Here is a 26,454-nt window from a genome sequence, read left to right as displayed (position 1 = left end):
TCCCCGGCACTTTGGAAGTGCCGGGGACTTATAGCAAAAATTATTTTACCGTAGTGCATCTTCCAATTCAAGTGAAGCGTCACTGTCAGCATCGCGGTATTTGACGATCAGCGGACAAGATACATTGAGTCCTTGCTCTTGGGCCCACTCTCCGCTCATAGGACGCGTGCCCGGAACAACAACGGCTCGTTCAGGAATATCAGCCCCCTTTCCAAGTACTTCCTCATTTACACAGTCATAAACCGGTATTGATTTTGAGAGCGTCACACCCGGAGCAATCACAGCTCCTTTTTTGACAAGAATCCCTTCTACGATAACTGACCCCGCGCCGATAAAGCAATCGTCTTCAATAACAACGGGCGATAATCCTACGGGTTCAAGCACACCGCCTAACTGAACACCGGCTGACAGGTGTACATTTTTGCCAACTTGTGCACAGGATCCAACCAAGGCATGACTATCAATCATTGATCCTTCATCTACATAACCGCCTACATTTACATAAGCAGGAGGCATAATAATCACATTCTCAGCTACATAGGCTCCACGCCGAACGGATGATCCCCCCGGTACCAACCGCACATTTTCATCAGCCGAAAACCTGCGGGGTGGCAAATTGTGTTTGTCTACAAATCCATCATAAATACCCGAGTACTCAGTATTTTCACCGGCTGAGAAAGAAGCCAATATTGCTTCCTTTACTTCTCGGTTTGCCTCCCATCGGTCGCCTTTGGGCTCGGCTGCACGCACTTCTCCAGTTTCCAATTTATCTAAAATTTCTTCCCAGTTATTATCACTCATCAGTTTTTGAAATAATTTATTTTGAAATTAATGCTTCCTAAAATTCTTTTAATTCCCCTGCACTTTGGAAGTGTCGGGGACTTATTTAGTTCACCAAATTAACTATTTTCTTTGTACCAGCGTTGGATCATATTATCAGCATTTTTTAAAATGCTAAGATCTTCAACATCATCTTGCATCAGTGGCGGATGCAGCGTAGCATTTTCAATCCATCCCTTATCTTTCAACAACACTTTTGCCGGGACAGGGTTTGGACCACTGAACAGAGCATCTGTGCATTCCTGCCAAAGGGGCAGTAGTTCCGGACCGCGTCCATCCAAACACCAGTCCACATATTGATGCGTTGCTTTAGGCCACACGTTTGAAGCCACTGAAACCAGCCCGTTGCATCCTGCCATTGCAAAGAATGGAAGCAATCCGTCATCTCCACTGTAAAACGTAATATCCTTGGCCGTTTTACGGTAATTCTGAAAATCCTCAATGCTTCCACTGGCTTCTTTAACCGCTTTAAAATTGGGATGATCAGCCAGCTCTTTAAGCACTAAGGGACTCATTTTACTGCCGGTGCGTGACGGCACATTATAGAGCATACACTCCTTCTCGGCCGTATCCAACAGCGATTTAAACCATTCTACCTGTCCCTTAGGGCCGGGCTTGGCATAGAGTGGTGTCACCAGCAGTAATGAATCCACATCAAACTGATGACAATACTCAATCCATTCAATCTGGTTACGGAGATTAAAGCCGCCCACTCCAACCATAATAGGCACGTCTATATTAAGGCTTGAAGCTGTTTTTACCACCTGCTTTTTATCTTCAAGAGACAGCGCCAGACCTTCGCCCGTACTGCCTAAAACAAGAACACCATTGCCCGCTTCATCCTGCTTATGGATGAGCGAAGCCAAATCATCGAGATGAATATCCCCATTTTCTTTCATGGGGGTTACCAATGCCGTATAAAGTTTTGTGTCTGTAATACTCATAATTATTGTTGCATTATATTATCAAAAATAGTTGAAAGATCGTGAAAACCCGGATTTACATCACCGTTAACGAGCTGTTCGGCCGCCCATATTGCACCTTGGGCAAATATTTTTCGATCATGCGCCTGGTGTTTCAGATGGATTGATTCTGTATCAGTATTCACCTCCAGTTGATGAATTCCTTTTATATCACCTTTGCGCTCTGAGGTAATCTTCGCTTCCTTGCCCAGCCATTCTTCCCATGAAATAGCCGTACCGCTGGGCGCATCCTGCTTATGTTTGTGATGGATCTCGTGAATATGAAATTCAGGATCATCCAACACTGAAGAGCTTTGACCAATGATATCCAAGCATCGGCGCACAATATTCATTCCCAAACTAAAATTTGAGGCCTGTAGCCACTTAATATTTTTTTGTTTTAACTGTTGATCCAAATCATCCGGCCAATTATACCCAGTGGTTCCCCACGCAGCGGGAATTCCTGCCTCCATAAGCGGAGCTATCAGCTCATCTGCAGCTACCCCCGGCACGAACAAAATAGCAGCATCGGCCTCTTTAAGCTTCTCAACCGTTGGTTTATTTGATGAATCGAACGGACCAACAATTTGATCCTCTTTTAAAATTTCAACGACCTTACCACCGGTTTTTCCGGTGCCTATAACGGCAAATTTCATACTCTTTTCTTTTGATATTAAACGCTAAGTGAGTGATAAGTATAACCTTTTCAGTGTCTATTTTCATCCATTTGCGCAATTACCCAAATATAATGTAGATTCAGGCTTAACAATTCAAAAAATACCAAATATGTATACCTTATTTGCAGCTCCTGTTTTTACTAATGATGCAGTCGTATTAGGAATCTTATTACTGATTCTGGCATTCATATTTGTTACCTCGAACAGCGACAATCCGAAATGGCAAAAATTCTATACCTTCGTGCCCTCGCTGCTCCTTTGCTATTTTATTCCATCTATTTTTAACTCTCTCGGATTAATATCAGGGGAAGAATCCAACCTTTATTTTGTAGCTTCCCGATACTTGCTTCCGGCCAGCTTGGTGCTCCTTACCCTCAGCATTGACTTCAAAGGAATTATCAATTTAGGCCCCAAAGCTATTATCATGTTTTTAGCGGGAACCGTTGGTATTATGATTGGCGGTCCATTGGCCCTCATTACGGTAAGTTATTTTGCACCCGAAATGACCGCAGGAGCAGGACCCGAAGCCTTATGGCGTGGACTTTCAACTATCGCTGGAAGCTGGATTGGCGGCGGTGCAAACCAAACGGCCATGTTCGAAGTCTTTGATCCCAGCGCCGATCTTTTTTCGGCCATGGTAACAGTAGATATTATTGTTGCAAATATCTGGCTGGCTTTTTTGCTGTATGGCGCAGGCATGTCAGAAAAAATTGATGCCTGGTTTAAAGCAGATGCTTCGCCCATTACAGCACTGCGCAAGAAAATTGAAGATTACCAAGCCAGTGTAGCCAAAATACCCACACTCGCTGATATTACAACAATTGTAGCTGTTGGCTTTGTAATAACAGCTATTGGCCATCTGGGCGCCGACGGCATTGCTCCCTGGATCGGGGAAAACTTTCCGCAGCTTAGTAATCTCAGCCTCGACTCTCGGTTCTTCTGGATTATTGTAATTGCCACTACCGGCGGATTAGCCCTTTCTTTTACCCGGGCACGCAAGCTCGAGGGCGCCGGTGCATCAAAAATTGGAAGCCTATTCTTGTATATCCTGGTTGCTACGATTGGAATGAAAATGAATGTGCTGGCCATTTTCGAAAGTCCTGGTTTCTTTCTCATCGGACTGCTTTGGATTATCATCCACGTTATCATTCTTTTCATCACTGCCAAAATTATCAATGCGCCATTCTTCTTTGTTGCGGTTGGAAGCCAAGCCAATGTGGGTGGTGCAGCTTCGGCCCCTATTGTAGCTTCGGCATTTCACCCGGCGCTGGCCCCTGTTGGTGTACTCTTAGCCGTATTGGGATATGCTGTTGGAACATATGCAGCCTACATTTGTGCTATCATGATGCAGTTTGTGAGCTAACCAAAAGGCAAAAGTGAGACGTCAAACGTTTACCTTTTCACATCTCACCTTTGCCAAATAGTTTACTGATTAAAAGACATAGAATTCCTATATTTGCAGATCAGTTCTTAATAGCTTTTTCAACATATCTGCATGCGCATTCTAAAATTTATTGGCGTCTTTTTAGGTACCCTGATCCTCATCTTCTTTATTGTTTTTGGATTTAATCTGGATGCCTTAAAAACACTTTATAATAATAGCGGCGACCTGCAAGAGGGACAACAATGGGTTTCCAAAGCTACTTCGCTCAAAGGACTTACACAGTATATCGGATCAAATCCCCAGCATACCACTATTGTCTCCCGCTCCATAACGAATCCCGATACGGCCATTGCCTACGGTGCAGATAAACCGCGTACGATGGGAACGATCTCAAATTTCTTTCTTATTACAACTTATGCCCGACTGGTAGAAGACGGAAAAATCGATCCAGATGAATTAATTCCGGTCGACAGAACAAACCGCTACCAGCTCCCTTATATAGATGAATCTCACCACGATGATGCTAAAAGTGCCCTCAAAAATAAAGGGGCTGTCAATAAAAATGGGAAAGTACCGCTCGATGAACTTTTACAGACTGCGATCATTTATAACGATCTGGCAATATCCGACTTTCTGTATTATAAATTAGGTCAACAAGCAATTGAAGAAACATACAAGCTGCTTGAGCTTAAATCTACTGATCTACCGCTTCCCTTTTCGGGATTATATATCACCCTCCACCCTGATTTAAACAATAGTAAGTTTGATGCTCACTTTGAGACACTTTCAAAGTTACCACAAGATGAGTTTAGTAATAAGGTTTTAAGGAATACCGAACGTTTTAGAACGGATAATGAATACCACGCCCAGGTCACGGAACTCTTTAAGGAAAACCAAGGATTAGGTATTGGCTTCAAAGAACGAAGAAATATGCTGAGCCTATTTCCAAAATCTACGGGACAGGAATTAACAGAAATCATGATTCAGCTTGAGCAAAACGAACTTATTTCTGCCCCTGTCTCGGAAAGAGTAAAAGGAATTATGGATTGGCCCTACCAAGAGCAGGGGTTAAACAATGATTTTAAGTACTATGGTGCTCTTTATGACAACAGGCTGGGGCTCCTTAATGGTATCGACTACGGCGCATCTGTTTATTCCGAGGAGCCGTTTGGGCAAGCAATATTTTTTGACTCGCTACAGGTCGCTTTTTGGTTTCACATGAGTAGCAATCTAATGCATCAGGATTATCAGCAACGTCTGATGTGGGATCCTGCATTGCGTGAAGCTACGCTTCAGGAAATCAGCAAATAGTATTACATTGCCAACAGTCAATATTAAATTAACAACGAATCATCATGGCAAATTCAGATAAAGTTAACGAGACCGTTCGCGGCGGCATAACACTGGGCACGGCCCTTGCAGTAACTATATCATGGTCGGTGAACAAATCGATTTTATGGGCCATTATCCACGGGCTTTTAAGCTGGTTTTATGTGATTTACTACGCGTTTTTCTATTAAACTTTTGCAATTTTTAGATAATGAATAAGTACAAATACCTGTATTTTTTTTGGCTTTTACCCGCTGCTTTTCTTTTCCTCACGCTACACCAGGGATTGGTTTATTACGGCATTACTGATACCTATGAAAATGGTAACAGCTATACCGCTGAAGTTGTAGAGTTTGAGTTCAAACAAATTGCAGCTCAGACAAATGGCTATATCGTTTTGCGATTTACTACAGGTGATAACCAGGAAATTGAACGTAAGCTTTCGTTACCGGTCGAGATGGCAGGCGGCTTGCAAGATATTCGCGTAATTCCCATCCGCTACCAGCCCGGTGCCATGCAGGAAATTGTGCTAATGCCCACTTTTAAAACACAAAAGAATCTTATCTGGACAAACGCCCTTATGGCAGGCGTTGCTTTTTTGATAACATTCTTTATTGGACTGGCAGCTCATCGTTTCGCAAACAAAAAGATGAACGAACAAGAAGAAGAACTGGTTATCGAACGAGTAGATTAATTTGTTATGACTACGTCAGACTCAGCCAAAGGCACTCTTTATCTCATCCCTAATACGTTAGGTAAAACTCCCGAGAATAATACCATTCCCGATTATGTGCTGAACATTATTCGGCAGATGGAAGTGCTTATTGTAGAAAATGTGCAAACAGCAGCACGGTATCTTCAATGGGTTGGGGATACCGTTCCGGAGTATGAAATTGAATTTTTACTGCTTAATAAAAAGACACCCATCCACGAAATTGCTTCGTTTCTGAACCCCTTAAAAAAAGGAAAGGATGCAGGATTACTCTCCGAGGCCGGATGTCCCGCTGTAGCAGATCCCGGATCGGAGCTTATAAAAATGGCGCACGATCAACAAATTAAAATCCAGCCGCTGGTGGGCCCCTCTTCCATTTTACTGGCGCTGATGGGATCTGGCTTTAACGGACAACAATTCGCCTTCCATGGTTACTTGCCTATTGATAAAAATAAACGTCAGGCGGCCATCCAACAATTAGAGAAAAAGTCGAAATCATCAGGTGGTACACAAATTTTTATGGAAGCACCTCATCGCAATGATGATGTAGTCAAGGATGTCACTCGGTATTGTGAACCGACAACTCGTTTTTGTACGGCTACCAATTTGACGCTGCCTGATGAACGAATTGTATCTAAAAAAATATCGGGCTGGCGAAAAGATTCCGTCGATTCCATTCATAAAGAACCAACAATCTTCCTGCTGTATGCTTCCTGATGTAAAATAGTAGAAGTATCAACAAAAAATTTTGTATAAGTTATTTATCACATAAATAAAAGCCTGCTCTATTACAGAACAGGCTTAAAAGTTAAATGATAATTAAAGTTTTATGCTCCCGCATCTTCCAACATGTTAACAATGCCCTCATAATCATGAGAACTGGCCTGATCTTTAGCTGACCAACCGCGATCATCCATCACACTAACATCGCTATGGTGTTTAATTAACAGTTGTACTATTGCATCAAAGCCATTACTGGATGCCCAGTACAAAGCACTTGTCCCCCGATTATCACGGGTATTCACCTCGGCACCGTGATCAAGCAGGTACTGAACAACATCTAAGTGACCATGTTTGGCCGCTTTCATCAATGCTGTCCGATTATGCTCATCACTGGTATTTACATCAGTACCATTCTCCAAATGCTTTTTTACGTTCTCCAAATCTCCGTTTTCTACTGCTTCAAGAAAGGCATTTTCTTCCATATTTAAACCTCCTTATTTAGAATTAAGGGTGGGTCTCTAAAAGCATTGTAAATGTTTGGAAGATCATAGTCAATCCTTAGAAAAAATATTTTCCCAAACAAAAAAGGGATACATTTCTGCATCCCCCTTTCGGTATTACATTCGAAAACAACTTACTCCAACCCCAGTACATCCACACCTTGTTTAAAGGTTACATCAACCGGGATAGACTGCTCGGACAGTCGATCCAGCGACTGCTGCAGCTGATCACCGATCGTGCCATATTCCTCTACAAATGCTGCAACCCCTTCATAATCACCATCCCCTTGAAGAGTCAGAATCTTATTCGAAAGAGAATCGGTTGCTTGGGCCATTTTCTCAAAATTTACGCGATAGGTCTGAGAATTCTCATCATAATTGAAAGCACCCTTTTCCTTAAAGTAATTAAACCGAATAAGATTGGCCTTGCCATGTGCACTTGATGATCCAAATCGGATAGACCGAAAAATGCTGGCCATAAAGGTTACGTAGTTATTTTCGATCGCTCCCTTATTGACCATTCCATCCTCGCGCAGCTCCGAAACCATATATAAACCCAACACATCGGCCTTGCCTTCCTCGAGTGCCGAGGCATATTCTTTAAGCGCCTCGCGAACCGTCCCTTTGTCATTGATCGTGTTTTTGATACCAAGTCCGTGAGCTACTTCGTGGAACATTGTATTACCAAAGAAAGCATCAAAGCTCAGATATTGACGCTGGTCCTCTGCTATCAATACATTGGAGATGGGCAACAAAATCTTATCATATTTAGCCCGCATTGCATTTTTAAGTTGCAGGCGACGGGTTCCCTTCTCCAGCTGGACTTCTTCATCGTTCGGCAAATTAATAGCTATGGTTTTAGATCCGGCATTCGCATCCCCGGCATAATAAACGGCATCATAAGCATTGAGATCAGAATCACGTCCCGGCTCCTCCTGCTTGTATTCTTCAGCAACGGGCAGTCCTTCCTGAAGTTCGGGTAACACTTCTGCATATTTCGACAAGCGGCTGCTCCACTCTTTATCCTTAATTAGCACAAAAGTCTCATGGGCCGCTTTATAGCCAAACAGCTGATCTTCATAAGTTTCAATGGGACCAATCACCACTTCGATCGTATTGTCTTTCATATCCAGCCAAGCCATATCGCTCTCTTGGTACTCATCGGTAAGGAGCGCTTCAGCACGGAGATTTAGATACTTCTTCAATCCCTCATCCTCGGCCAGCTTAGCCGCTTCTTTCAGTTTGTCAGCAGCTAATTGATGCTGTTCGGCAAAAGCCTCATGATAAGGTACTGTTGTCAAGTCACCATCCTGAGTACGGCGTACCAATGTATAAAGATCGTCCTTGACTTCAGAATCCCAGTTCTCAAATTCCTTCTTAGTCATATCCGGAGGATAAAAGTTGGCCCCTTCGGGCTTGGGTCCCACATCATCAATAAAAGGCTCATTTCCATTCAAACGATCCCATGGGCCGTAGTTAATGCGGGCAAATTCTTGCTCTTTCTCAGGCACATTGTTTAACAGCGTTTCTTTATTGCCATAGGCTTCTTCCCAGAACACTTCGTCCATGGCTTTGCCGGCATCAATAAGCAACTTTACAATCTCTTTCTGATTATCGCTGAGGGATGAAATATCAGCCGTTAAGGTAAATTCAGTATACTGATTCAAACGATCATCAATTGACATCTCGTTATCACCTTCCATGCTCTGGCATCCTGCCAGAAAAACGGCAATTGCCAACGTTAATAACGCTGTAGTTAAAGTAGTTTTCATATTCATCAATATTTTAGGTTAGAGGATTTAGGACTTATCAATATACTTCTGGTTGGGAAGAATATCGCGTTGTTTTAGTTCACTCAAGATCAATTCTGTCATATCACTTTTAAAAGGAAATTCGTACCTGATGTCGAGAACATAAGCTTTTACCCGAAGTTTGAGCACAAAATTTTCTTCATGCACTTCATTCAATGCAATAATTGCAATAGGTTTTTGTAGATATACATAACGCGACGAAACCGCTGCACGATAGGCAATTCGTTTGACCGCATCTACATCTACATTCATCGGCAGGAATATTTCGGCTACTACCTGGCAGTCCAAGGCACTGGAATTCGCATTTGATACCGCCGTATTCATCAGCTCGCTGTTGGGAATCGTCACAACAGAATCATCGGGAGTCACGATTCGGCTCGACCGTAATCCAATCGAAAGCACCTCGCCGTAATGTTCGGCAACCTGAATTTTATCTCCCACCTGGAACGGCCGATCCATAATAATGATAAATCCACCAAAAATATTTTTCAGGATGTCTTGTGCAGCAAACCCAACGGCTATACCCACCGATGCTAACACTGTGATAATAGTACTCATGGGAGGCGTAATAATACCGGCGATAATGATATATATTGCAAACGCCCATATTACCAGTCGTACAACCGGCACCATGCGTTTAATTCCCAGTCGATAACTGGTAAACTGTTCCGAAAGATTCTCAAGTACTACGACTACAAATCGATTCAAAAAATAGGTGATAATTAAAGCAATAATAATAGCCAGTATTACACCTACCGAAATAAGATTTTCAATCTCCGAGAGAGCTTTATCAGTATCTTGAGCAACTTGCTCTAAATTAGAACTCGTATCGACACGGGCAGTATCAAGTTTTACGGTATCCATTAGGGTCGTATCAATCTGCACAGGGCCAATTATAACCGTGGTATCTGTCTGTTGGGCCAAAGTGTCTTGCACCACAGAAAAACTAATGTCACATGATCCCAAAAGTATAAGAACCGTAAGAAGTAATATTTTAATAAATCTATACATCTGTTATTAACCCAAGTGGATTATGTTACGTTCTTTAAGCACCCGAACAATCTGTCGGTACATTAAATGGTTGATGGTGAACGACTCATTTTTTTTGATTAACATGCCCCTCGATCGCAACCGATTTAGCAATAACCTGCTTTCTTCGAGCTTTATGTTCAATACCATGGCTAACTCTATATCCGATAAGGTATCGTGTAGTACAAAAGCCGCCAGCGCAAACAGTACCGGTGGATTTAAATCTTCAATCATTTCTACAGACGTTACCTCAAGCGGCTGTATGTAAAAATAAGTCTCGTCGAAATCCCGAATAGATCGTATCCAGAATATCATAGCGATAGAGGGATTTCCTTCAGCCAATTTTGTAAGCTTCTCGAAGTATTCTTTCTTCAGGTGTTCCTGAGCCTCCTTTTCCTGATCCTTTAGCTTTCGATACGTACGCGACTGCCGTATTTGATCATCCGGTTCAAAGTAAAGGGAATACCCACTGGCCTGATGCCTGCTTAAAATAATCTGTTTTATCTGTTCTGCATTAAGCGAATCACTTTGGCTGATATGAGAAAAGTATTCGTTGATCTGTAATACCTCATCCAAAAACGACCAGGCGTAACGAGAACAACTGACCATCCAAAAAACATTATTGCGCGTCTCTGAAATAAGATACGATAACTTCTCAATAGCTTTAAAACCATTGATATTACGGACAAAACAATTCTGTATTGATTCCAAGACAACGAGCCTGCGTTGATTGGACTGATTTATAGCCGTAATCAGCTCTTCGATCGTCTGCGGAGATTCAACATCAAATACCGCTGCTATGTTATTTACGAGGTGTTCTTCTTCCCAAATAGTTTTTGTAAACTCCACGGTTTCAACCTGCTCTTCGCCGAGCTCTGATTCAACTACTAAACTGAGAAATGATGATTTTCCACTACCCTTTTCCCCAACCACGGCAAAATTAGTGGGAAACTGATTCTGCCACTGCTCATATGCTCTTTTAAAAGTAATGGTCGATTCCTGTGCAGGCTCAAAAAATCGTTTATCAGCCAGCGAATGAAAATCAAACAAACGCCGATAGATATAGGGCAGCTTGTTCATTTTCTGATCCGTCTCTGAAAGATACGTAGCAATATCTGCTCGCTTTGTCTCCTGAATTTTATTCTCCTTAAATCCCAAAAACGCTTTGAGATCGGTGCCGTATGTTTTTAGCTTCTTCCAAACAAATCGGCTCCACAACATCAGCCGATCCTCAACTCTTGCCCACCGTGAGTCTAAAATCGTTTTCCAATCCTTTGTTTTCTCCTTCATCGTGTACTTAGCATTCACCAGCTGAAGCTGCTTCGAATTCCCCTCGTGCAACAGGGCCAATAAAGCAGAAAAAAACTTTTCACTTCCTCCATCAATAGAATCATTAATCTCTTGCCATTTTTCATCCGTACGGTCCTTTAGCTCCTGAACCTTCAAAAGAATGCGCTGTAACGCTTCTCTCACCACCTTTGTAGGATTTTCTTTCTCAGCTACATCTTCATCGCGAGCTTTAAGTGCCGAGTCAAAATTGACTGATATTATATTTTTAATCTCAATAATCTCTTCCAGATTCTGGGATAGAAATTCCTCATGCTGCTGGTTAGCTGGCTGCAAAGGTTTCATAAATAACTCCCTAAGAGCCCGAATAACCAGCTGTTGCCACTCCACTTCCTCTTGATTTACTGACGGCGGGTTTCTGTCGAGATTGGCATCAAAAATAAGTTGTGCATTTTGCGGAGATTGCCCCACCATTAACAATAGATCCTCAAAAAGATGCTCCGTTTTCTCTGGTAAAATTTGTTTATCCAGCAGTTTCTGTATGGGCTGTATCAGGCGCTCATCCACAAAGGTAGTAAACGTTTCATGTAACGTACGCAACTCATCCAGCGTAGCTCCTCGACCAACTTTCTCAATAGCCTCATCAAGATCCGCCAAAAATTCTTGGAGCGGAGCTCTTAATGATTCATAAAAAATATCCTCAAACGTTCCCTTGAATTGCGCAATCTTTTCTCCAATTTCAGATTGTAGCTTCAAAAAATGAATAACGTCCTTGGTTCGTTCAAAAAAGAGCCGTTTTACAAACTGCCATTGTTCCTTTTGGCTTTTGAACTGGGTACTTACTTTTTCTTTCGTTGTCTGCAGTCGTTTTTCGTCAAAAAACTCGCCACGCCATTCCAGCGTCCCCACTTTTTCAATATCTTCAACTATCTGAGACTGCTTGCTACTGAGTGACTGTTCTACATTGCCCAGCAGTTCTGCCTTTTTCTCCTCCAGCTTCTTCTTTTGGTCTGATACAAAAGCAGCTAAATCCAACTCTTTCTGCTCGTTTCCCTCTTTTACCAATAGATCTTCAATATCCCTTATCAAATCTAACTGAACACGCTGAAGGATATGTCCCCATTTCAGAACAGACTCATGATCCAACAAATGATAGCTCACCGCTCTACGTAAAGGAATTTCTTGTTCCCATTCAGGATATCTTCTTTTGGTACCTCCCAAAAGACTTTTTACAGATTGAATGATGGTATTCCCAATTTTGGCAATACTGCGGGAAGTCTTTTTCCCTCCCTTCCCAATTGTGACTAAAACAGAATCTTCCTGCTGTATCACAAACCGTTCTTCCTTTTGCTCCCAGACTTCATTATCCGGAAACTGTTCACCTATCTTTTCAGCAGCTGATAGATACGTCTCTAAAATACTCTCGCTTTCTTTGTCGGATAAAGTATCCTCAATATTTTTTAATATTCCGGGAAATCCTTTTTTAATAATATCTTCTGCTTCATATTTCCGATCTATCACCGTTAAGTGTTTCAACAACCGTTCAAACTCATCAAAAAATACCTCGATATGCCGGGTAAGATTGGCCTGCAGTTTCTCATCAATTTCCTTCTGTAGCTTATCCCTAAATTCTTGACGATCCAATAGAAATACCTTCGTTAATTTTATTTTTCATAAATTGATTAAAATATGGTGAAATACAAACTAATACTCACCGTTACTTATTGAATAATCTTGGCAATAATCTCCTTTTCTTCTTGAGCAAATATTGGTTAATTTCGACCAAAATATTCTTCAGCATAACAATGAAATGTAAGGTGATCGATCCCATTTTAAAATATTTGATGCCCTCTTTTTCAAAATGTGGACATTTTTGGTCACTGTTGGTAATCTGTCTCTTTTTTAATTGGGGCTTTTCCAATCCCCTGCAGGCACAAGACAATTCGTTGCAAATGGTTACCACAGCCGAGCGCAGCGACGGAAAGGGGCAGGTTATTCGATTTCATCTAACCCAGCCTGTTGACTCTTTTCAAATATATCAGCCCGATGTAGACCTGATACAGATGACGCTTTACCAAGACAATATTGACACGACCGATATCGAGCTGCCCAATATCTCTTCCGCTTTTGACGAAATCAGTTTTTACGATGTACCGTCCGGTATTGGGGTTGACATCTATATTACTGAAGATAAATTTTACGATGGCAAAGCGTATCACGACGGGAACAGCAATGACCTTCTGCTGGGGCTTACGGAAGTAGATAAAACTGAGTTGGAGTATCTTACTAAGGATACTGAACCCATTATATGGTCAAGTTTTACGATCACCGAAAAAAATCTATTAGAAGGAAACGGCCGCGGTGAAAACAACAGAAGAAATACCGAATACGAACAGACGAGAAATAAAATGAAGTTTGATGTAGTCGTGATTGATCCCGGTCACGGCGGTCATGATCCGGGTTCCATCGGCCATAGAAATGTAAAAGAAAAGGATATCGTACTCGATATTTCAAAAAAAGTGGGAGACTATATCAACGAGTATATGCCCAATGTAAAAGTAGTGTATACCCGTGAAACTGATAAATTTATTGAACTTGAAGAACGCGGCAGCATTGCCAATGAAGCCGAGGGCGATCTGTTTATATCGATACACTGTAACTCCCACACATCGCATCGCCCATATGGTACCGAACTATATTTTTTGGGACTGGAACGCAGCGAATCTGCCCTTGAAGTAATGAAACGTGAAAATAAAGTCGTGCGTCCCAATAATGATACTGAACAACGTGAGTTGAGCCAGGAAGAATTATTAGTATATGAATTGGCAAATAGCAGCTATATCACCGCCAGTGAACAAATTGCAGGGATGATGGAATATCAGTTTGACGAACGTGCCCAACGCCACTCCCGTGGTGTAAAGCAGGGACGTTTTGTGGTGCTATATCACGCCTCTATGCCTGCGGTACTCGTTGAAACTGGCTTTATCAGTAATCCAAGTGAGGCACGTTATTTAACTTCCGATCGTGGACAAACCTATATTGCCTCAGCTATTTTTCGAGCTATTAGAAATTTTAAGGAAGGAAACGGGAACCCCTAATTTTAAAATAATTATATATTGGACCCTCTGATAATTGGTGTTGCAGGTGGCAGCGGATCCGGAAAAACTACCGTAGTTCAGCATATCATTGATGCGATTGGAGAAGAAAATATTCTCTTGATCCAGCACGATTCTTATTACCGGGATCTTAAACACTTATCGTTTGAAGAGCGTACCCAGCAAAATTTTGACCACCCTTCTTCGCTCGAAACCGAATTGATGATTCGTCACATCCAAGCCCTTAAAGAAGGATACCAGGTTGAAATTCCTATTTACGATTTCACCAAACATATCCGCAAAGAAGAAACCCGACTGGCCGAGCCCAAACAGGTTGTCTTAATTGATGGTATTCTCGTCTTTACCGAAAAAGAGCTCCGTGATCTGATGAACATCAAGCTCTATGTCGATACCGATGATGATATTCGACTGATGAGACGTATTCAGCGGGATATCGTAGAACGCAATCGGGAGCTTGAGCAGGTACTCTCGCAGTATCAAAAATATGTTCGCCCCATGCATCTTGAATTTGTAGAGCCCACAAAACGGTATGCCGATATCATCATTCCCCACGGTGGTGAAAATAAAGTCGCACTCGATATGGTAAATGCTCTTATTCAAGATCGGCTTAAAAATACCGAAGTAACGGAGGAGGAAAACGAATCAGTTTCCAAATAATTTTGTTGAATAGAATCAGAACGACACTAAGAATATTAATCGAATATTATTATGGACATTAATGCTAAAACCGCCATTATCACAGGTGCCAGCAGTGGAATTGGAATCGATTTTAGTCGGGCCCTGATAAATAAAGGAGCTATCGTTTATGGTCTGGCTCGCAGCACGAATAAACTGCAAAAAGTGCAACAGGAGCTTGGCAAACAGTTTAATCCTGTTACCATGGACATCACCGATCATGATGCCATCGAAGAATGGATTAATGAAAATTTTTCGACAGACCACCAACCCGATATACTTATCAATAATGCTGGACTGGGCCGTTTTGCCGATGTTGATGAGCTGCCCTTGGATGAATGGGAGGCAATGGTACAGACGAACTTATCAGGAACCTTTTATATGACTCGTCAGATTGTTCCCCTGATGAAAGAAAAGAAATCCGTTTCCCATATCATCAATATTGCATCTATTGCCGGCAAAGTTGGGAATCCTAAAATGACTGGATACAATGCCTCGAAATTTGGCGTGCGAGGTTTTAGCGAAGCTCTCTTTAAGGAAGTTCGATACGACGGTATTAAAGTTACCTGCTTTTATCCGGGTTCTATTGCCACCAATTTTTTTGGGGACAAAGACATTGATACCCATGATAATATGATGCAACCTGATGAAGTAGCACAGGTTCTGGTAAATATCCTCGAAACGCCTGACAACTTCTTAATCAATGATATCACCATGCGACCATTAAACCCCAAAGCACCGGAAGATCAATAGATGAAGTGGCTCTCTTCTCTCATTTTTCTGCTGTTTTTTTCAATATCGGCCTGTTCGGATAATCCCTCGAAACCCGATCAGCTTATCAAGGAAGACAAATACATCAACCTGATGGTAGAGCTACAGCTCGTTCGATCTTACGGGGAGAGCAATGCACTGGATAGCCTTATAGTCGACTCACTTACCAATCAAGTTTTTCAAAAGTACGAAACAACCGATTCTGTATTTGTTCAGAGTCATAACTATTACCAACAGTTTCCCAAAAAGCAGCAAACCCGTATCGAAAAAGCAATTGAGCGCTTGAAAATGGACCAGGTATCAGACACCACCAAGCAAGATACTACATCAAATTGACCTACTACCCTTTCCAGGCGTATTTATCCCCTTTGGTAATCAACATTTCTTCACGAATCAAATAGCTCAATAAGCGTTTGGTACGAGCTTTGTTCCATCCAACCCGGCCTGCTATCTCTGAAAATGAGAGCGCCCCTTCTTTGAGAACATTTTTAATCCGATGTAGCTCTTCTTTTTTAATCGAAACTGTTGATTCACTGGTATCCAAACAGTTGTCACAATGTCCGCAAGCCTCGACATTATCTTCGCCAAAGTAATGACGAATATAAACTTCACGACAATTTTCAGTTGAAACATAGCCTTTCATATATTCCAACTTTTGTAAAAGATTATCGCGATGTTTTTCCAGTTTTTCTGTGCTTATTGTCAGATTGGAATGTCGTTCCTCAATTAACTTAATAAGGGGCAATTCCCCGATGGATTCATACTTTAGCATATGATCCCGATCCTGAAGAACCTGTAATCCTTTTTTTACGGCATTTGCAGAAACCCCCAGTTTCCTCTGGATATAATCAAATTCCAGGTATTTCATTTTCCCAAATGCCTCTCCTCCAAATTGACGGAAAAGCACATCCAAAAACTCCGCTTTCTGCTGATTATCCAAACCGCTAATCTGATCATGCACATAATCCTGGCTTACAATAAATTGGACGCCAACCTGCGGACTTATATGCTCAATCATCTCAAGAACTCCCAGTTGACTAAGCACATCCAAAGCAGTCCGTACTTTTCGACCAGATAATCCTGAACGTTTTTCAAGTGCCTGTATCGACACCTCTTCCCACTCTTCCATTTCGGATCCCACTGCCAAATTCAAGTGATCGCAGAGCACATCATACACTTTCTGTAGCTCATCTCTACCGGGATAGGAATCCTTAATTCTTTTCTCGGCAATAATGGCATCCGCCCCCTTACATAACAATATGGGAAAACTTTCTTCTCCATCGCGCCCGGCTCTGCCCGCCTCCTGATAGTACGATTCCAGCGAATACGGCATCTCATAATGTATCACATAGCGACAGTCACTTTTGTCAATTCCCATCCCAAACGCATTAGTCGCTACAACCAGCGGCGTCTTACCATCAATCCACTCCTGTTGAATTTGTTGTCGGTCGGCCGAATCAATTCCCGCGTGATAGGCCTTTGTTTTTACTCCCAGCTTCTGTTCAATTTTTTGGGATAGTTCTTCACAATTGCGACGGGTCCCCCCATAGATGAGCCCAGATCCTTTGGGTGCAGCCTTTTTAACAGCCTGAAAAAGCTTCTGATTTTTTTTGACTGTTTCAATAACCCACCACTTGAGATTAGGACGATCAAAACCTTTGGAAACAATAACGGGATCTGTCAGCTCCAGGCTTTTTTGGATGTCATCCCGAACTTCCGGGGTTGCTGTTGCGGTTAAAGCAATCCAGGTTACCTCATCGGCAATATCTTCTAAAGAAGGACGAATTTTCCGATAGCTCGGCCTGAAGTCATGTCCCCACTCCGAAATGCAGTGTGCCTCATCAATCGCAATAAGATCGATATTCAATTTCGGCATTTCAGCTTCCCAAAGTGTAGTCTTAAGCCGCTCGGGGGAACAGTAAAGCAAATCATACATTCCGTTTCGGGCATTGGCAAAACGTTGCTCAATCTCCCAGGATGAAATCGAACTGTTCACAAATGTAGCAGCAATGCCCCGATCATTAAGTTGATCAACCTGATCCTGCATCAGCGCCACTAACGGAGAAATCACGATCGTCAATCCATCCATCACCGTGGCCGGAACCTGGTAGCAGAGTGATTTACCCCCGCCCGTGGGAAAAAGCACCATCGTATTCTTTCCATCCAGTACTGCTTGAATAACTTTATCTTGTCCCGGACGAAAAGATGGAAATCCCCAGTATTTTTTCAGAGATCGCTGAGCTTTTTCAAACAGATTGGATTCCATAATCTCTTTTTATACAAAATTTCCGTTGTAATAACTTCAGCATATTACGCCAAATAAAAAAGGCGCAGATCATTAAACCTGCGCCTTAAGAACTGATCCCTATTAAAAAGCTATGCTTCTGTACCGGCAAGGGTAGCTTTCACATAATTACGTCGCATTTCGGCAATAGCTGAAATGGAAATTCCTTTCGGGCAAACAGCTTCACATTCAGCATAATTTGAGCAATCCCCGAAGCCTTCCTCTTCCATCTGTTCAACCATAGAAACCGTACGTTTTTTGCGCTCGGGCTCACCTTGCGGCAATCGGTTCAAGTGCGCCAATTTAGCACCGGTAAACAGCGAAGCAGAAGAGTTCGGACATGCTGCCACACAAGCACCACAACCAATACAGGTTGCATAATCAAAAGCCGTATCGGCTACTGTTTTATCAATTGGGATAGAGTTGGCATCCGGAGCCGACCCTGTTTTGACTGAAACATAACCACCTGCCTCAATAATACGATCAAAAGCAGACCGATCTACAACAAGATCTTTGATAACGGGAAATGCCTTGGAACGAAACGGCTCAATAACAATAGTATCACCATCGCTAAAATTGCGCATATGCAACTGGCAGGTACAGGTCATGTCTTTGGGACCGTGCGCCTGACCGTTAATCACGAGATTACAAGAGCCGCAAATTCCCTCGCGGCAATCGTAATCAAATTCGATGGGTTCTTCTTTACCTTCTGCAACAATTTCCTCGTTAAGTACATCGAGCATCTCCAAAAAAGACATATGCTCGTTTACCTTATCAAGGGTGTAATCAACCAATTTCCCCGGTTGATCGGGTCCGTCTTGTCGCCAAATCTTTAGATGTATGGTAAATGTATCAGCCATAATTAAGCTATTAAGGATAAAAAATTGAAACGCAGTTGTTAGCTTCTACTTATAACTGCGTTGCTTCAGTTCTACAAAATCAAATTCCAGATTTTCTTTATGCAACTCTTCCTGCAGTTCTCCATTTACGCCCTGAAATTCCCAGGCCGCTACATATGAATATTCTTCGTCGTTCCGCAGTGCTTCCCCTTCTTCACTTTGGTGCTCCTCCCTAAGGTGGCAGCCCGCCGATTCATCACGATGCAAGGCATCTTTCGCCATCAACTCACCAAGCTCAAGGAAATCGGCTACGCGTCCGGCAAACTCCAGATATTTATTATAGTTGGATGATTCGCCCGGCACGCGCACATTATTCCAGAACTCTTCGCGTAGATCCTGAATCTCTTTGATCGCTTTTTTGAGTCCTTCCTCACTTCGGGAAATTCCAACTTTATCCCACATAATCTGTCCCAGCTCGCGGTGGAATTCAACAACACTCTTATCGCCATCCACTTCGAACAGCTTATCAATTTGAGACTGAGCGTTGTTTGCCGCTTCATCAAAAGCTTTGTGATCCTTACTAACATCATCGAGCTCCGTACCGGCAATGTAATTACCTATAGTATAAGGGATGATAAAGTATCCATCGGAAAGTCCCTGCATGAGTGCACTTGCCCCGAGTCGGTTTGCCCCGTGATCCGAGAAATTCGCCTCACCGGCTACAAAAAGTCCCGGAATATTACTCTGTAAATTGTAATCAACCCAGAGACCGCCCATCGTGTAGTGCACGGCGGGGAAAATCCGCATTGGTTCTTCATAGGGATTGTCATCCGTAATGTTTTCATACATCTCAAAGAGGTTGCCGTACTTATCGGAGATCGCCTTTTTACCTTCGCGTTTAATAGCATCGCGGAAATCCAAATAAACAGCACGTCCAGTCGGGCCAACGCCCATCCCTTCATCACAAACAATCTTGGCATTCCGGGAAGCTACATCACGCGGCACAAGGTTTCCGAATGCCGGATATTTTTCTTCTAAATAGTAATATCGTTCGTCTTCGGGAATATCGTTGGGATGACGATCATCATCCTTGTCCTTAGGCACCCAAACACGTCCGTCGTTACGGAGACTCTCACTCATCAGCGTAAGTTTAGACTGATAATCTCCCGAAACCGGAATACACGTTGGGTGAATCTGCACATAACAGGGATTGGCAAAAGCCGCCCCGCGTTTATGGCAGCGCCATGCCGCCGTTACATTTGAATTCTTCGCGTTGGTGGAAAGATAGAACGCGTTTCCATATCCGCCACTGGCCAGCACAACCGCATCGGCCATCCAGCGCTGAATTTCTCCGGAAACAAGATCGCGGGTTACAATTCCCCGTGCCTTTCCGTCAACAATCACCAGATCAAGCATTTCGTGGCGGGTATGCATCTCGATTTTACCCTCATTAACCTGACGCATCATCGCCTGGTATGCTCCAAGCAACAACTGCTGACCGGTTTGACCACGAGCATAAAATGTTCTGGAAACCTGCGCCCCACCAAATGAGCGGTTGGCAAGCAAACCACCGTATTCACGCGCAAACGGTACCCCCTGTGCTACCGCCTGATCAATAATTTCGTTAGATATTTCGGCCAATCGGTACGTATTAGATTCACGGGATCGGTAGTCTCCTCCTTTAATCGTATCATAAAAGAGACGCCAGATGGTATCCCCATCATTGGGATAATTTTTGGCGGCATTAATACCCCCTTGGGCGGCAATACTATGGGCACGACGAGCGGAATCCTGAATACAAAAACTTTTCACGTTGTATCCCAGCTCTGCGAGACTTGCCGCAGCAGATCCGCCTGCCAAACCGGTACCCACAACAATAACATCGTGCTTACGTTTATTGTTGGGAGCAACAAGTTTTATATCATTCAAATGCTTGGACCATTTTTCTTCGAGCGGTCCGGAAGGAACTTTTGAGTCTAAATTCATAAGTCTAAAAGTGGATTTACAAAATGATTATTGGCACTGAATGAGGGCTGCTTCACAGCCTCCGCCAAAATAGATATAAAGTGGAATAAACAGAAATCCGACAGCCATCAGCATGGCAAAAATAATACCTACCGTATAAATCAGTGCGGAATACTTGTTGTGCTTCATCGTCAGCGATGTAAACGCACTCCAAAATCCGTGTCCCAGATGAAAACCGAGCAAAATCATAACCGCTGTATATCCAAAAGCGTAGAGCGGCTGTTGAAAAGTAGAGATCATGAGTCCCTTAAGGTCGCGCGCCTCTTCTCCACCGGGCAACATTACCATATCGGTAGCACCAAACTTGAACGTATCTATGTGAATCACCAGAAAAACCAAGAGCACGATACCGGTAAAAATCATCGACTTGGAAGCCCATGACATATGGCTCGGTCCACCCTTACTTTGATATTTCTCATAACCTTCAGGACGAGCCTTACGACGATTCCACCAGATTGAAATTCCCACATAAGCATGTAAGAGAAAAGCTATAGCTAAACCGGCCTCTAATACATACAACAACCAGCCCAAACTTTCGAGAGCATGTGCTGCTTCATTAAAGGCATGAACATCCCCAAAAACCTGGAGGTTCGTAGCCAAATGAAAAATAATAAAGATGATTAACCCAACTCCGGTTACGCCTGTTAATATCTTGCGACCAACCTGAGATTTAAGCGCGTCTGAAAATGATGGCATTGTAACTGATAATATTTAATCTATTGTTAAACCGCTGCAAAACGCCAACGTTTGGACTCCTAATCCAAGGAGTTGAAGATGTGTTTTAATGGATAGAAAGGCAAGGTATTCCGAATTAGTTTTCCCCCTAAAATCTTATTCAGAAATGTTCTAAATTGGAAGAGTATATTTATTAATTACGGCCGGCTATTTGTTATTACTTGGTATTCTCAATAACTATTAACTGATATTTAATAACCTGTACTCCAACATTGAAAACGGTTCAACAAACCTACCAATCATCATTTCGAGAAAAAGGGTCAAAATTTATTGGGTATCTACTTCCAACTTTATCCAAAGAGAATTTTGAAGATAAACTGGAAGATATTCAATCCAACTATCCGGATGCTACTCATCATTGTTATGCCTGGCGGATCAATCCCAGCAACATAGAAGAGTTCACCCAAGACGATGGAGAACCCAGCGGCACTGCCGGTCTGCCTATCCTGAACAAGTTGAAGTCATTTGAGATGGTAAACTGCGGATGTGTGGTTGTACGATACTATGGGGGCACGAATTTAGGTACCTCCGGACTGATACAAGCGTATGGAAAATCAGCCGAACTTTGCCTCAAAAAAGCTTCACTCCGAACGGTTATCCCTACCAAAAAATTTGAAATAACCTATCCTTATGATCAACAGAAAGAGATTGATCGCCTCAAAAACAGGTTTAATCTCAAAGAAATCGATGCTCAATACACCGAAGAGGTGAGTTTAACAATGGCTTGTAGAGCTATACATGCTGATACTTTTGAACAAGCCCTCAAACAATTAGAGCACGAGGGTGTTTCGATGACAGATAAAGGTAGCAGTTTTGTGACGCTCGACACTAATTAGCAAGAATATTAAATCTGAAAATATGCTTTGTGCTCCGTACTTTTAGTCATCAAATTTTAGATACTATTATCACATCATGAAAATTTATACTAAAAAAGGTGACTCGGGAGAAACCTCGCTCTTTGGCGGGACCCGCGTTTCTAAATCCAATGAGCGCATTGAAGCCTATGGAACAGTTGATGAACTCAACTCTTTTGTGGGATTAGCTGCCAGCTATGAACTGTCGGGTGCCGGCACAAAATATTTACGTAAAGTTCAGGAGCTACTCTTTACCCTCGGTGCAGATTTGGCCACGCCGCCCTCTTCAAAAACCCGGATAGACCGTATTTCCGAGGGTGATGTTACTTTTTTGGAGAATGCCATCGATGAGCTTGAAGAGGATCTTGAAAGCTTGAAGAACTTTGTTTTGCCGGGCGGGTCTCAAGCCGGGGCAACTCTGCACGTAGCCCGAACTATTTGCCGCCGTGCCGAACGAGCAGCAGTTACCTGTTCGAAATCTGATAATATTTCAGAAAACTGTATCAAATTTCTCAATCGATTATCAGACTTCCTTTTTGTAATAGCCCGCTATGAAAACAAGCATGCCGGTGTGCGCGAAGAAACCTGGAAACCGGAAAAGCAGTGAACAGTTGGCAGTAACCATTAAACAATTATAATTTCTGGTACGCCCGCTGTTCATTTATTTTTTCTCGATCTTCAATAAATATCGACAACTGTTAACTGAAAACTGATCACTGATACATGTCATTAATGATTTCGGTCTCGGGCATCCGGGGCGTATTTGGTACTGATCTTACACCGGAAAATCTAACACGCTTTACAGCTGCTTTCGGTCACTGGTCGGGCGGCGGAAAAATCGTAGTAGGTCGCGATACCCGCGTTACCGGACAAATTTGTGAAGATATAGTGTGCGCTGTTCTGCAGTCGATTGGCTGTGATGTGGTTAAAGTTGGCGTTGCTCCAACCCCCACGGTGGCGATGGGGGTACTAAAGCATCAGGCTGATGGAGCTATTATTATTTCGGCCAGTCACAATCCAGAAGAATGGAATGCCCTGAAGCTGTTAAACAGCAAAAGTGAGTTTTTGGACGAAAGCCAAGGCAAAAAAGTGATCGAGATTAGTGAAGATCAATCCTATTCCTACAAAAAATATGACGAAGTAGGAACAGTTACAGAAGATGATGAGCTGCTGAATTATCATATCCAGAAAATATTGGACCTTCCCTATATTGATCGCGATCTCATTACTTCAAAAAACTTTTCAGTAGCTATTGATCCCGTAAACGGTACCGGAGCTGTGAGCTTGCCTCAACTATTAGAGGCGCTCGGCGTGGATACCATCCATGCTATCAACGATGAACCTACCGGCATTTTTGCACACGTAGCCGAACCGCTGCCTGAGCATTTGGGGGATATTTGTGAGCTGGTAAAAGAGAAAAATTGTGATCTTGGCATCGTTACTGATCCCGATACAGACCGGCTGGCATTGGTAACCGACAAAGGCAATCTTTTTGGAGAAGAATACACCCAGGCTGCGGCTTTCGATTTTCTGTTGGATAAAAAAGCAGGTCCCTGTGCTACGAACTTATCTTCTTCGCGAGTAGCCGAAGATGTAGCTAAAAAATACGACCAAAAATGTCACCGCTCTTCGGTTGGAGAAATCAATGTTGTCAAAAAAATGCAGGATGTTGATGCCGTAATCGGCGGAGAAGGCAATGGCGGCGTTATCAATCCTGATCTGCACTATGGACGTGATGCGCTCGTGGGTACCGCTATGATCCTGCAATTACTGGCCGAACGCGATATAAGTGCTGAGGAATATCGCAACAGCCTGCCCAATTACTATATGCGAAAAAGTAAAATGCAGCTGACCGACGTTGACGGCGATGCCCTGCTCGAAAAGGCAAAATCAAAATATGCAGATTACAATCCCGACACCACAGACGGCGTAAAAATAGATTTTGAGGATGGATGGGTACACCTCAGAAAATCCAATACCGAACCTATTATTCGCGTATATTCTGAAGGCATATCGCCCGAAAAAGCAGAAGAGCTGGCCAATACTGTTGTATCAGCAATTCAATAATTTTCAAGTGAAAGTTACTTTCGTATTTTATGCTTTTTATGACTTTCTAATCCTTATATAGATTACTCATTTATGATTACATCGATGACGGGTTTCGGTCGCGGCGAAGCCTCAGAAAATGGTATCACGGTAACAGTTGAACTCAAATCAGTAAATAGCCGTTATCTTGATATTTCTCTGCGCCTTCCGCAAACACTACAAGATAAAGAACTGGATATTAAAGAAATCCTGCAAGAACATGTTGAGCGGGGGAAAGTAAATGTGTCAATCCGAGTTGATAAATCGGATACCGGAGAACCGGAGATTACATTTAATGAGAATCTAGTTCAGGGATATAAGGAGATGCTCAATGACCTGCGCAAAGCGGCCGGCATTGAAGAGCCTATAACGCTACAAACATTTCTGGAATTTAACGACATTTTTGAATCCCGCGAAGATGATGAAAAGACCAGAGCACAAATTTGGGATCTTGCTCAACAAGCCGTTAAAGACGCCGCCGATGAGTTAAAGAAGATGCGCTTGCAGGAAGGAAGTCAGCTTGAAAATGATCTCAACCAGCGTATCGACCACATTGAAGAGATGCTGAATATCGTGATGGATAAAGTGGATGGACGCTCTGAGGAGATTAAAGAAGATCTTATTGAGCGAATCAACGAATTAATTGACAGTGATAAGATCGATCCCGATCGACTGGAAATGGAAGTAGCTGTGTTGGTCGACAAGATGGATATCACAGAAGAAATTGTGAGAACACAATCGCACATCAAATTTTTCCGCGAAGCTGTCAATAATGACAACTCCGTCGGCCGGCGACTCAATTTTCTGAGTCAGGAGATAAATCGTGAAATTAATACGATTGGTTCCAAAGCTAATGACTCGGAAATATCGCAGTATATTGTTAAAGCCAAAGAAAGTTTAGAGCAAATTCGAGAACAGGTACAGAACGTTGAGTAAAAATCCAACACCCGGTAAAATCATTGTAATTGTAGCACCCAGCGGTGCTGGCAAAACCACCATCGCACAGCGCCTGCTGAGGGAATATCCGAAGATACAATTTTCGGTTTCTGCCACGACAAGGGAGCCTCGAAAAGACGAAAAAGATGGCGAAGACTACTATTTTTTAAGCGAGGAGGAGTTTGATCAAAAAATAAAAAACGAGAAGTTTCTTGAATGGGAGCACTACAGCGGTAATCGTTACGGAACCCTACGATCTGAAGTTGATAAACTGGTGGAATCTGGGTATTTTCCTTTGCTTGATATCGAAGTGAAGGGAGCCCTTAATGTGCAGCGGCTCTACAATTCGGGCGCCATTTCCATTTTTATTAAACCGCCCTCGTTGGAGGAATTAAAAAACAGGCTCTCTAAACGAGGCAGCGAAACAGAAAACTCGTTGCAACAACGTCTCAAACGGGCAGAAATGGAAATAAAATATGCCGATCGCTTCGATTATTCTGTTGTTAATGACGATCTTGAGGAAGCATACACAGAAGTCAAGAATATTATAGAACCCTTTATCACTGATTAAAAGCTGGATTACAACATGGGTATTAAAACATTAGATATTGAAAAGCTGAATAAAGACACTGGTAATCAGTATGAGCTGATTACGATCATGTCTAAACGGGCACGCCAAATTGCAGCCCAAGAAAAGCTTGAGCTTGATGAAAAGCTGAAGTACTTCGAAGGCTTTGAGGATGACGATGAGTTCACTTTCAACGAGGAACAGGAAAACATCTCAAAAGAGTTTGAACAGCGGAACCACTCTACACAGCGCGCTATTGAAGAAATGCGTCGTGGAGAAGTTTATTTCCGATATCCACAAGAAGAAGATTAA

At 42.6% G+C, this 26,454-nt stretch carries 26 protein-coding genes; 15 read left to right on the top strand and 11 right to left on the bottom strand.

What is annotated here, in order from left to right:
* Positions 1-45 precede the first annotated feature (45 nt).
* From ACQ4LT_RS09205 to ACQ4LT_RS09195, 3 genes are all read right to left on the bottom strand, one after another.
* A complete protein-coding gene (locus ACQ4LT_RS09205; RefSeq protein ID WP_445665742.1) occupies positions 46-801 on the bottom strand; it encodes a 2,3,4,5-tetrahydropyridine-2,6-dicarboxylate N-succinyltransferase in 756 nt (251 codons plus the stop codon).
* A gap of 98 nt (positions 802-899) precedes the next feature.
* On the bottom strand, positions 900-1,784 hold the full coding sequence (gene dapA / locus ACQ4LT_RS09200) for a 4-hydroxy-tetrahydrodipicolinate synthase (RefSeq protein WP_445665741.1): 885 nt from the start codon (positions 1,782-1,784) through the stop codon (positions 900-902).
* Between the two features lie 2 nt (positions 1,785-1,786).
* A complete protein-coding gene (locus tag ACQ4LT_RS09195) occupies positions 1,787-2,458 on the bottom strand; it encodes a dihydrodipicolinate reductase C-terminal domain-containing protein (protein ID WP_445665740.1) in 672 nt (223 codons plus the stop codon).
* Positions 2,459-2,588: 130 nt separating this feature from the next.
* Between ACQ4LT_RS09195 and ACQ4LT_RS09190 the strand changes: the two genes are divergently transcribed.
* The 5 genes from ACQ4LT_RS09190 (at position 2,589) to ACQ4LT_RS09170 (ending at position 6,621) form a co-directional block, all read left to right on the top strand.
* Complete coding sequence (locus ACQ4LT_RS09190) at positions 2,589-3,842, top strand: DUF819 family protein (protein ID WP_445665739.1); 1,254 nt, start codon at positions 2,589-2,591, stop codon at positions 3,840-3,842.
* 132 nt (positions 3,843-3,974) lie between these two features.
* A complete protein-coding gene (locus ACQ4LT_RS09185) occupies positions 3,975-5,174 on the top strand; it encodes a serine hydrolase (RefSeq protein ID WP_445665738.1) in 1,200 nt (399 codons plus the stop codon).
* A gap of 44 nt (positions 5,175-5,218) precedes the next feature.
* Complete coding sequence (locus ACQ4LT_RS09180) at positions 5,219-5,383, top strand: hypothetical protein (protein WP_445665737.1); 165 nt, start codon at positions 5,219-5,221, stop codon at positions 5,381-5,383.
* Between the two features lie 20 nt (positions 5,384-5,403).
* Entirely contained in the window at positions 5,404-5,886 is a 483-nt protein-coding gene (locus tag ACQ4LT_RS09175; protein ID WP_445665736.1) for a hypothetical protein, read from the top strand.
* A gap of 6 nt (positions 5,887-5,892) precedes the next feature.
* A complete protein-coding gene (locus ACQ4LT_RS09170) occupies positions 5,893-6,621 on the top strand; it encodes an SAM-dependent methyltransferase (protein ID WP_445665735.1) in 729 nt (242 codons plus the stop codon).
* A 110-nt stretch (positions 6,622-6,731) separates the two neighbouring features.
* Here ACQ4LT_RS09170 and ACQ4LT_RS09165 read toward each other — a convergent pair whose 3' ends face one another.
* The 4 genes from ACQ4LT_RS09165 to ACQ4LT_RS09150 form a co-directional block, all read right to left on the bottom strand.
* Entirely contained in the window at positions 6,732-7,109 is a 378-nt protein-coding gene (locus tag ACQ4LT_RS09165) for an ankyrin repeat domain-containing protein (RefSeq protein ID WP_445665734.1), read from the bottom strand.
* A 152-nt stretch (positions 7,110-7,261) separates the two neighbouring features.
* Complete coding sequence (locus tag ACQ4LT_RS09160; RefSeq protein ID WP_445665733.1) at positions 7,262-8,905, bottom strand: dipeptidyl-peptidase 3 family protein; 1,644 nt, start codon at positions 8,903-8,905, stop codon at positions 7,262-7,264.
* A 21-nt stretch (positions 8,906-8,926) separates the two neighbouring features.
* Entirely contained in the window at positions 8,927-9,874 is a 948-nt protein-coding gene (locus ACQ4LT_RS09155) for a mechanosensitive ion channel family protein (RefSeq protein ID WP_445665732.1), read from the bottom strand.
* Between the two features lie 81 nt (positions 9,875-9,955).
* Positions 9,956-12,898 (bottom strand): hypothetical protein, encoded by a 2,943-nt coding sequence (locus ACQ4LT_RS09150; RefSeq protein WP_445665731.1) that lies wholly within the window; start codon positions 12,896-12,898, stop codon positions 9,956-9,958.
* Positions 12,899-13,059: 161 nt separating this feature from the next.
* Between ACQ4LT_RS09150 and ACQ4LT_RS09145 the strand changes: the two genes are divergently transcribed.
* From ACQ4LT_RS09145 to ACQ4LT_RS09130, 4 genes are read left to right on the top strand one after another with little or no spacing between them, the layout of a single operon-like run.
* Entirely contained in the window at positions 13,060-14,352 is a 1,293-nt protein-coding gene (locus ACQ4LT_RS09145) for an N-acetylmuramoyl-L-alanine amidase family protein (protein WP_445665730.1), read from the top strand.
* A gap of 18 nt (positions 14,353-14,370) precedes the next feature.
* Complete coding sequence (gene udk, locus ACQ4LT_RS09140; RefSeq protein ID WP_445665729.1) at positions 14,371-15,027, top strand: uridine kinase; 657 nt, start codon at positions 14,371-14,373, stop codon at positions 15,025-15,027.
* A 51-nt stretch (positions 15,028-15,078) separates the two neighbouring features.
* Positions 15,079-15,798, top strand: a complete 720-nt coding sequence (locus tag ACQ4LT_RS09135; protein ID WP_445665728.1) for an SDR family oxidoreductase — start codon at positions 15,079-15,081, stop codon at positions 15,796-15,798.
* The gene (locus ACQ4LT_RS09130; protein WP_445665727.1) at positions 15,799-16,152 is read left to right on the top strand and encodes a DUF4296 domain-containing protein; all 354 of its coding nucleotides are present in this window, start codon (positions 15,799-15,801) and stop codon (positions 16,150-16,152) included. It begins immediately after the preceding gene.
* A gap of 4 nt (positions 16,153-16,156) precedes the next feature.
* Here the strand turns inward: ACQ4LT_RS09130 and ACQ4LT_RS09125 are convergent, their stop codons facing one another.
* From ACQ4LT_RS09125 to ACQ4LT_RS09110, 4 genes are all read right to left on the bottom strand, one after another.
* Positions 16,157-18,082, bottom strand: coding sequence for a RecQ family ATP-dependent DNA helicase (locus ACQ4LT_RS09125; RefSeq protein ID WP_445665726.1), 1,926 nt, complete (start codon positions 18,080-18,082; stop codon positions 16,157-16,159).
* A gap of 110 nt (positions 18,083-18,192) precedes the next feature.
* A complete protein-coding gene (locus ACQ4LT_RS09120; protein ID WP_445665725.1) occupies positions 18,193-18,960 on the bottom strand; it encodes a succinate dehydrogenase/fumarate reductase iron-sulfur subunit in 768 nt (255 codons plus the stop codon).
* 45 nt (positions 18,961-19,005) lie between these two features.
* Entirely contained in the window at positions 19,006-20,925 is a 1,920-nt protein-coding gene (locus ACQ4LT_RS09115) for a fumarate reductase/succinate dehydrogenase flavoprotein subunit (protein ID WP_445665724.1), read from the bottom strand.
* Positions 20,926-20,952: 27 nt separating this feature from the next.
* Positions 20,953-21,660 (bottom strand): succinate dehydrogenase cytochrome b subunit, encoded by a 708-nt coding sequence (locus ACQ4LT_RS09110; RefSeq protein ID WP_445665723.1) that lies wholly within the window; start codon positions 21,658-21,660, stop codon positions 20,953-20,955.
* 251 nt (positions 21,661-21,911) lie between these two features.
* On the opposite strand from ACQ4LT_RS09110, the gene ACQ4LT_RS09105 reads away from it, so the two are divergent.
* The 6 genes from ACQ4LT_RS09105 (at position 21,912) to ACQ4LT_RS09080 (ending at position 26,454) form a co-directional block, all read left to right on the top strand.
* Positions 21,912-22,535, top strand: a complete 624-nt coding sequence (locus ACQ4LT_RS09105; RefSeq protein ID WP_445665722.1) for an IMPACT family protein — start codon at positions 21,912-21,914, stop codon at positions 22,533-22,535.
* 76 nt (positions 22,536-22,611) lie between these two features.
* Positions 22,612-23,160 (top strand): cob(I)yrinic acid a,c-diamide adenosyltransferase, encoded by a 549-nt coding sequence (locus ACQ4LT_RS09100; protein ID WP_445665721.1) that lies wholly within the window; start codon positions 22,612-22,614, stop codon positions 23,158-23,160.
* A 116-nt stretch (positions 23,161-23,276) separates the two neighbouring features.
* Entirely contained in the window at positions 23,277-24,620 is a 1,344-nt protein-coding gene (glmM, locus tag ACQ4LT_RS09095) for a phosphoglucosamine mutase (protein ID WP_445665720.1), read from the top strand.
* Between the two features lie 72 nt (positions 24,621-24,692).
* Complete coding sequence (locus ACQ4LT_RS09090) at positions 24,693-25,574, top strand: YicC/YloC family endoribonuclease (RefSeq protein WP_445665719.1); 882 nt, start codon at positions 24,693-24,695, stop codon at positions 25,572-25,574.
* A complete protein-coding gene (gene gmk, locus ACQ4LT_RS09085) occupies positions 25,567-26,145 on the top strand; it encodes a guanylate kinase (RefSeq protein ID WP_445665718.1) in 579 nt (192 codons plus the stop codon). Before ACQ4LT_RS09090 ends, gmk begins: the two co-directional genes overlap by 8 nt.
* 15 nt (positions 26,146-26,160) lie before the next feature.
* Positions 26,161-26,454, top strand: a complete 294-nt coding sequence (locus tag ACQ4LT_RS09080; protein WP_445665717.1) for a DNA-directed RNA polymerase subunit omega — start codon at positions 26,161-26,163, stop codon at positions 26,452-26,454.

It is taken from the genome of Fodinibius sp. AD559 (assembly GCF_052712805.1).
The sequence above is the reverse complement of the archived record's forward strand: the minus strand, read 5'-3'. Positions and strand labels throughout refer to the sequence as shown.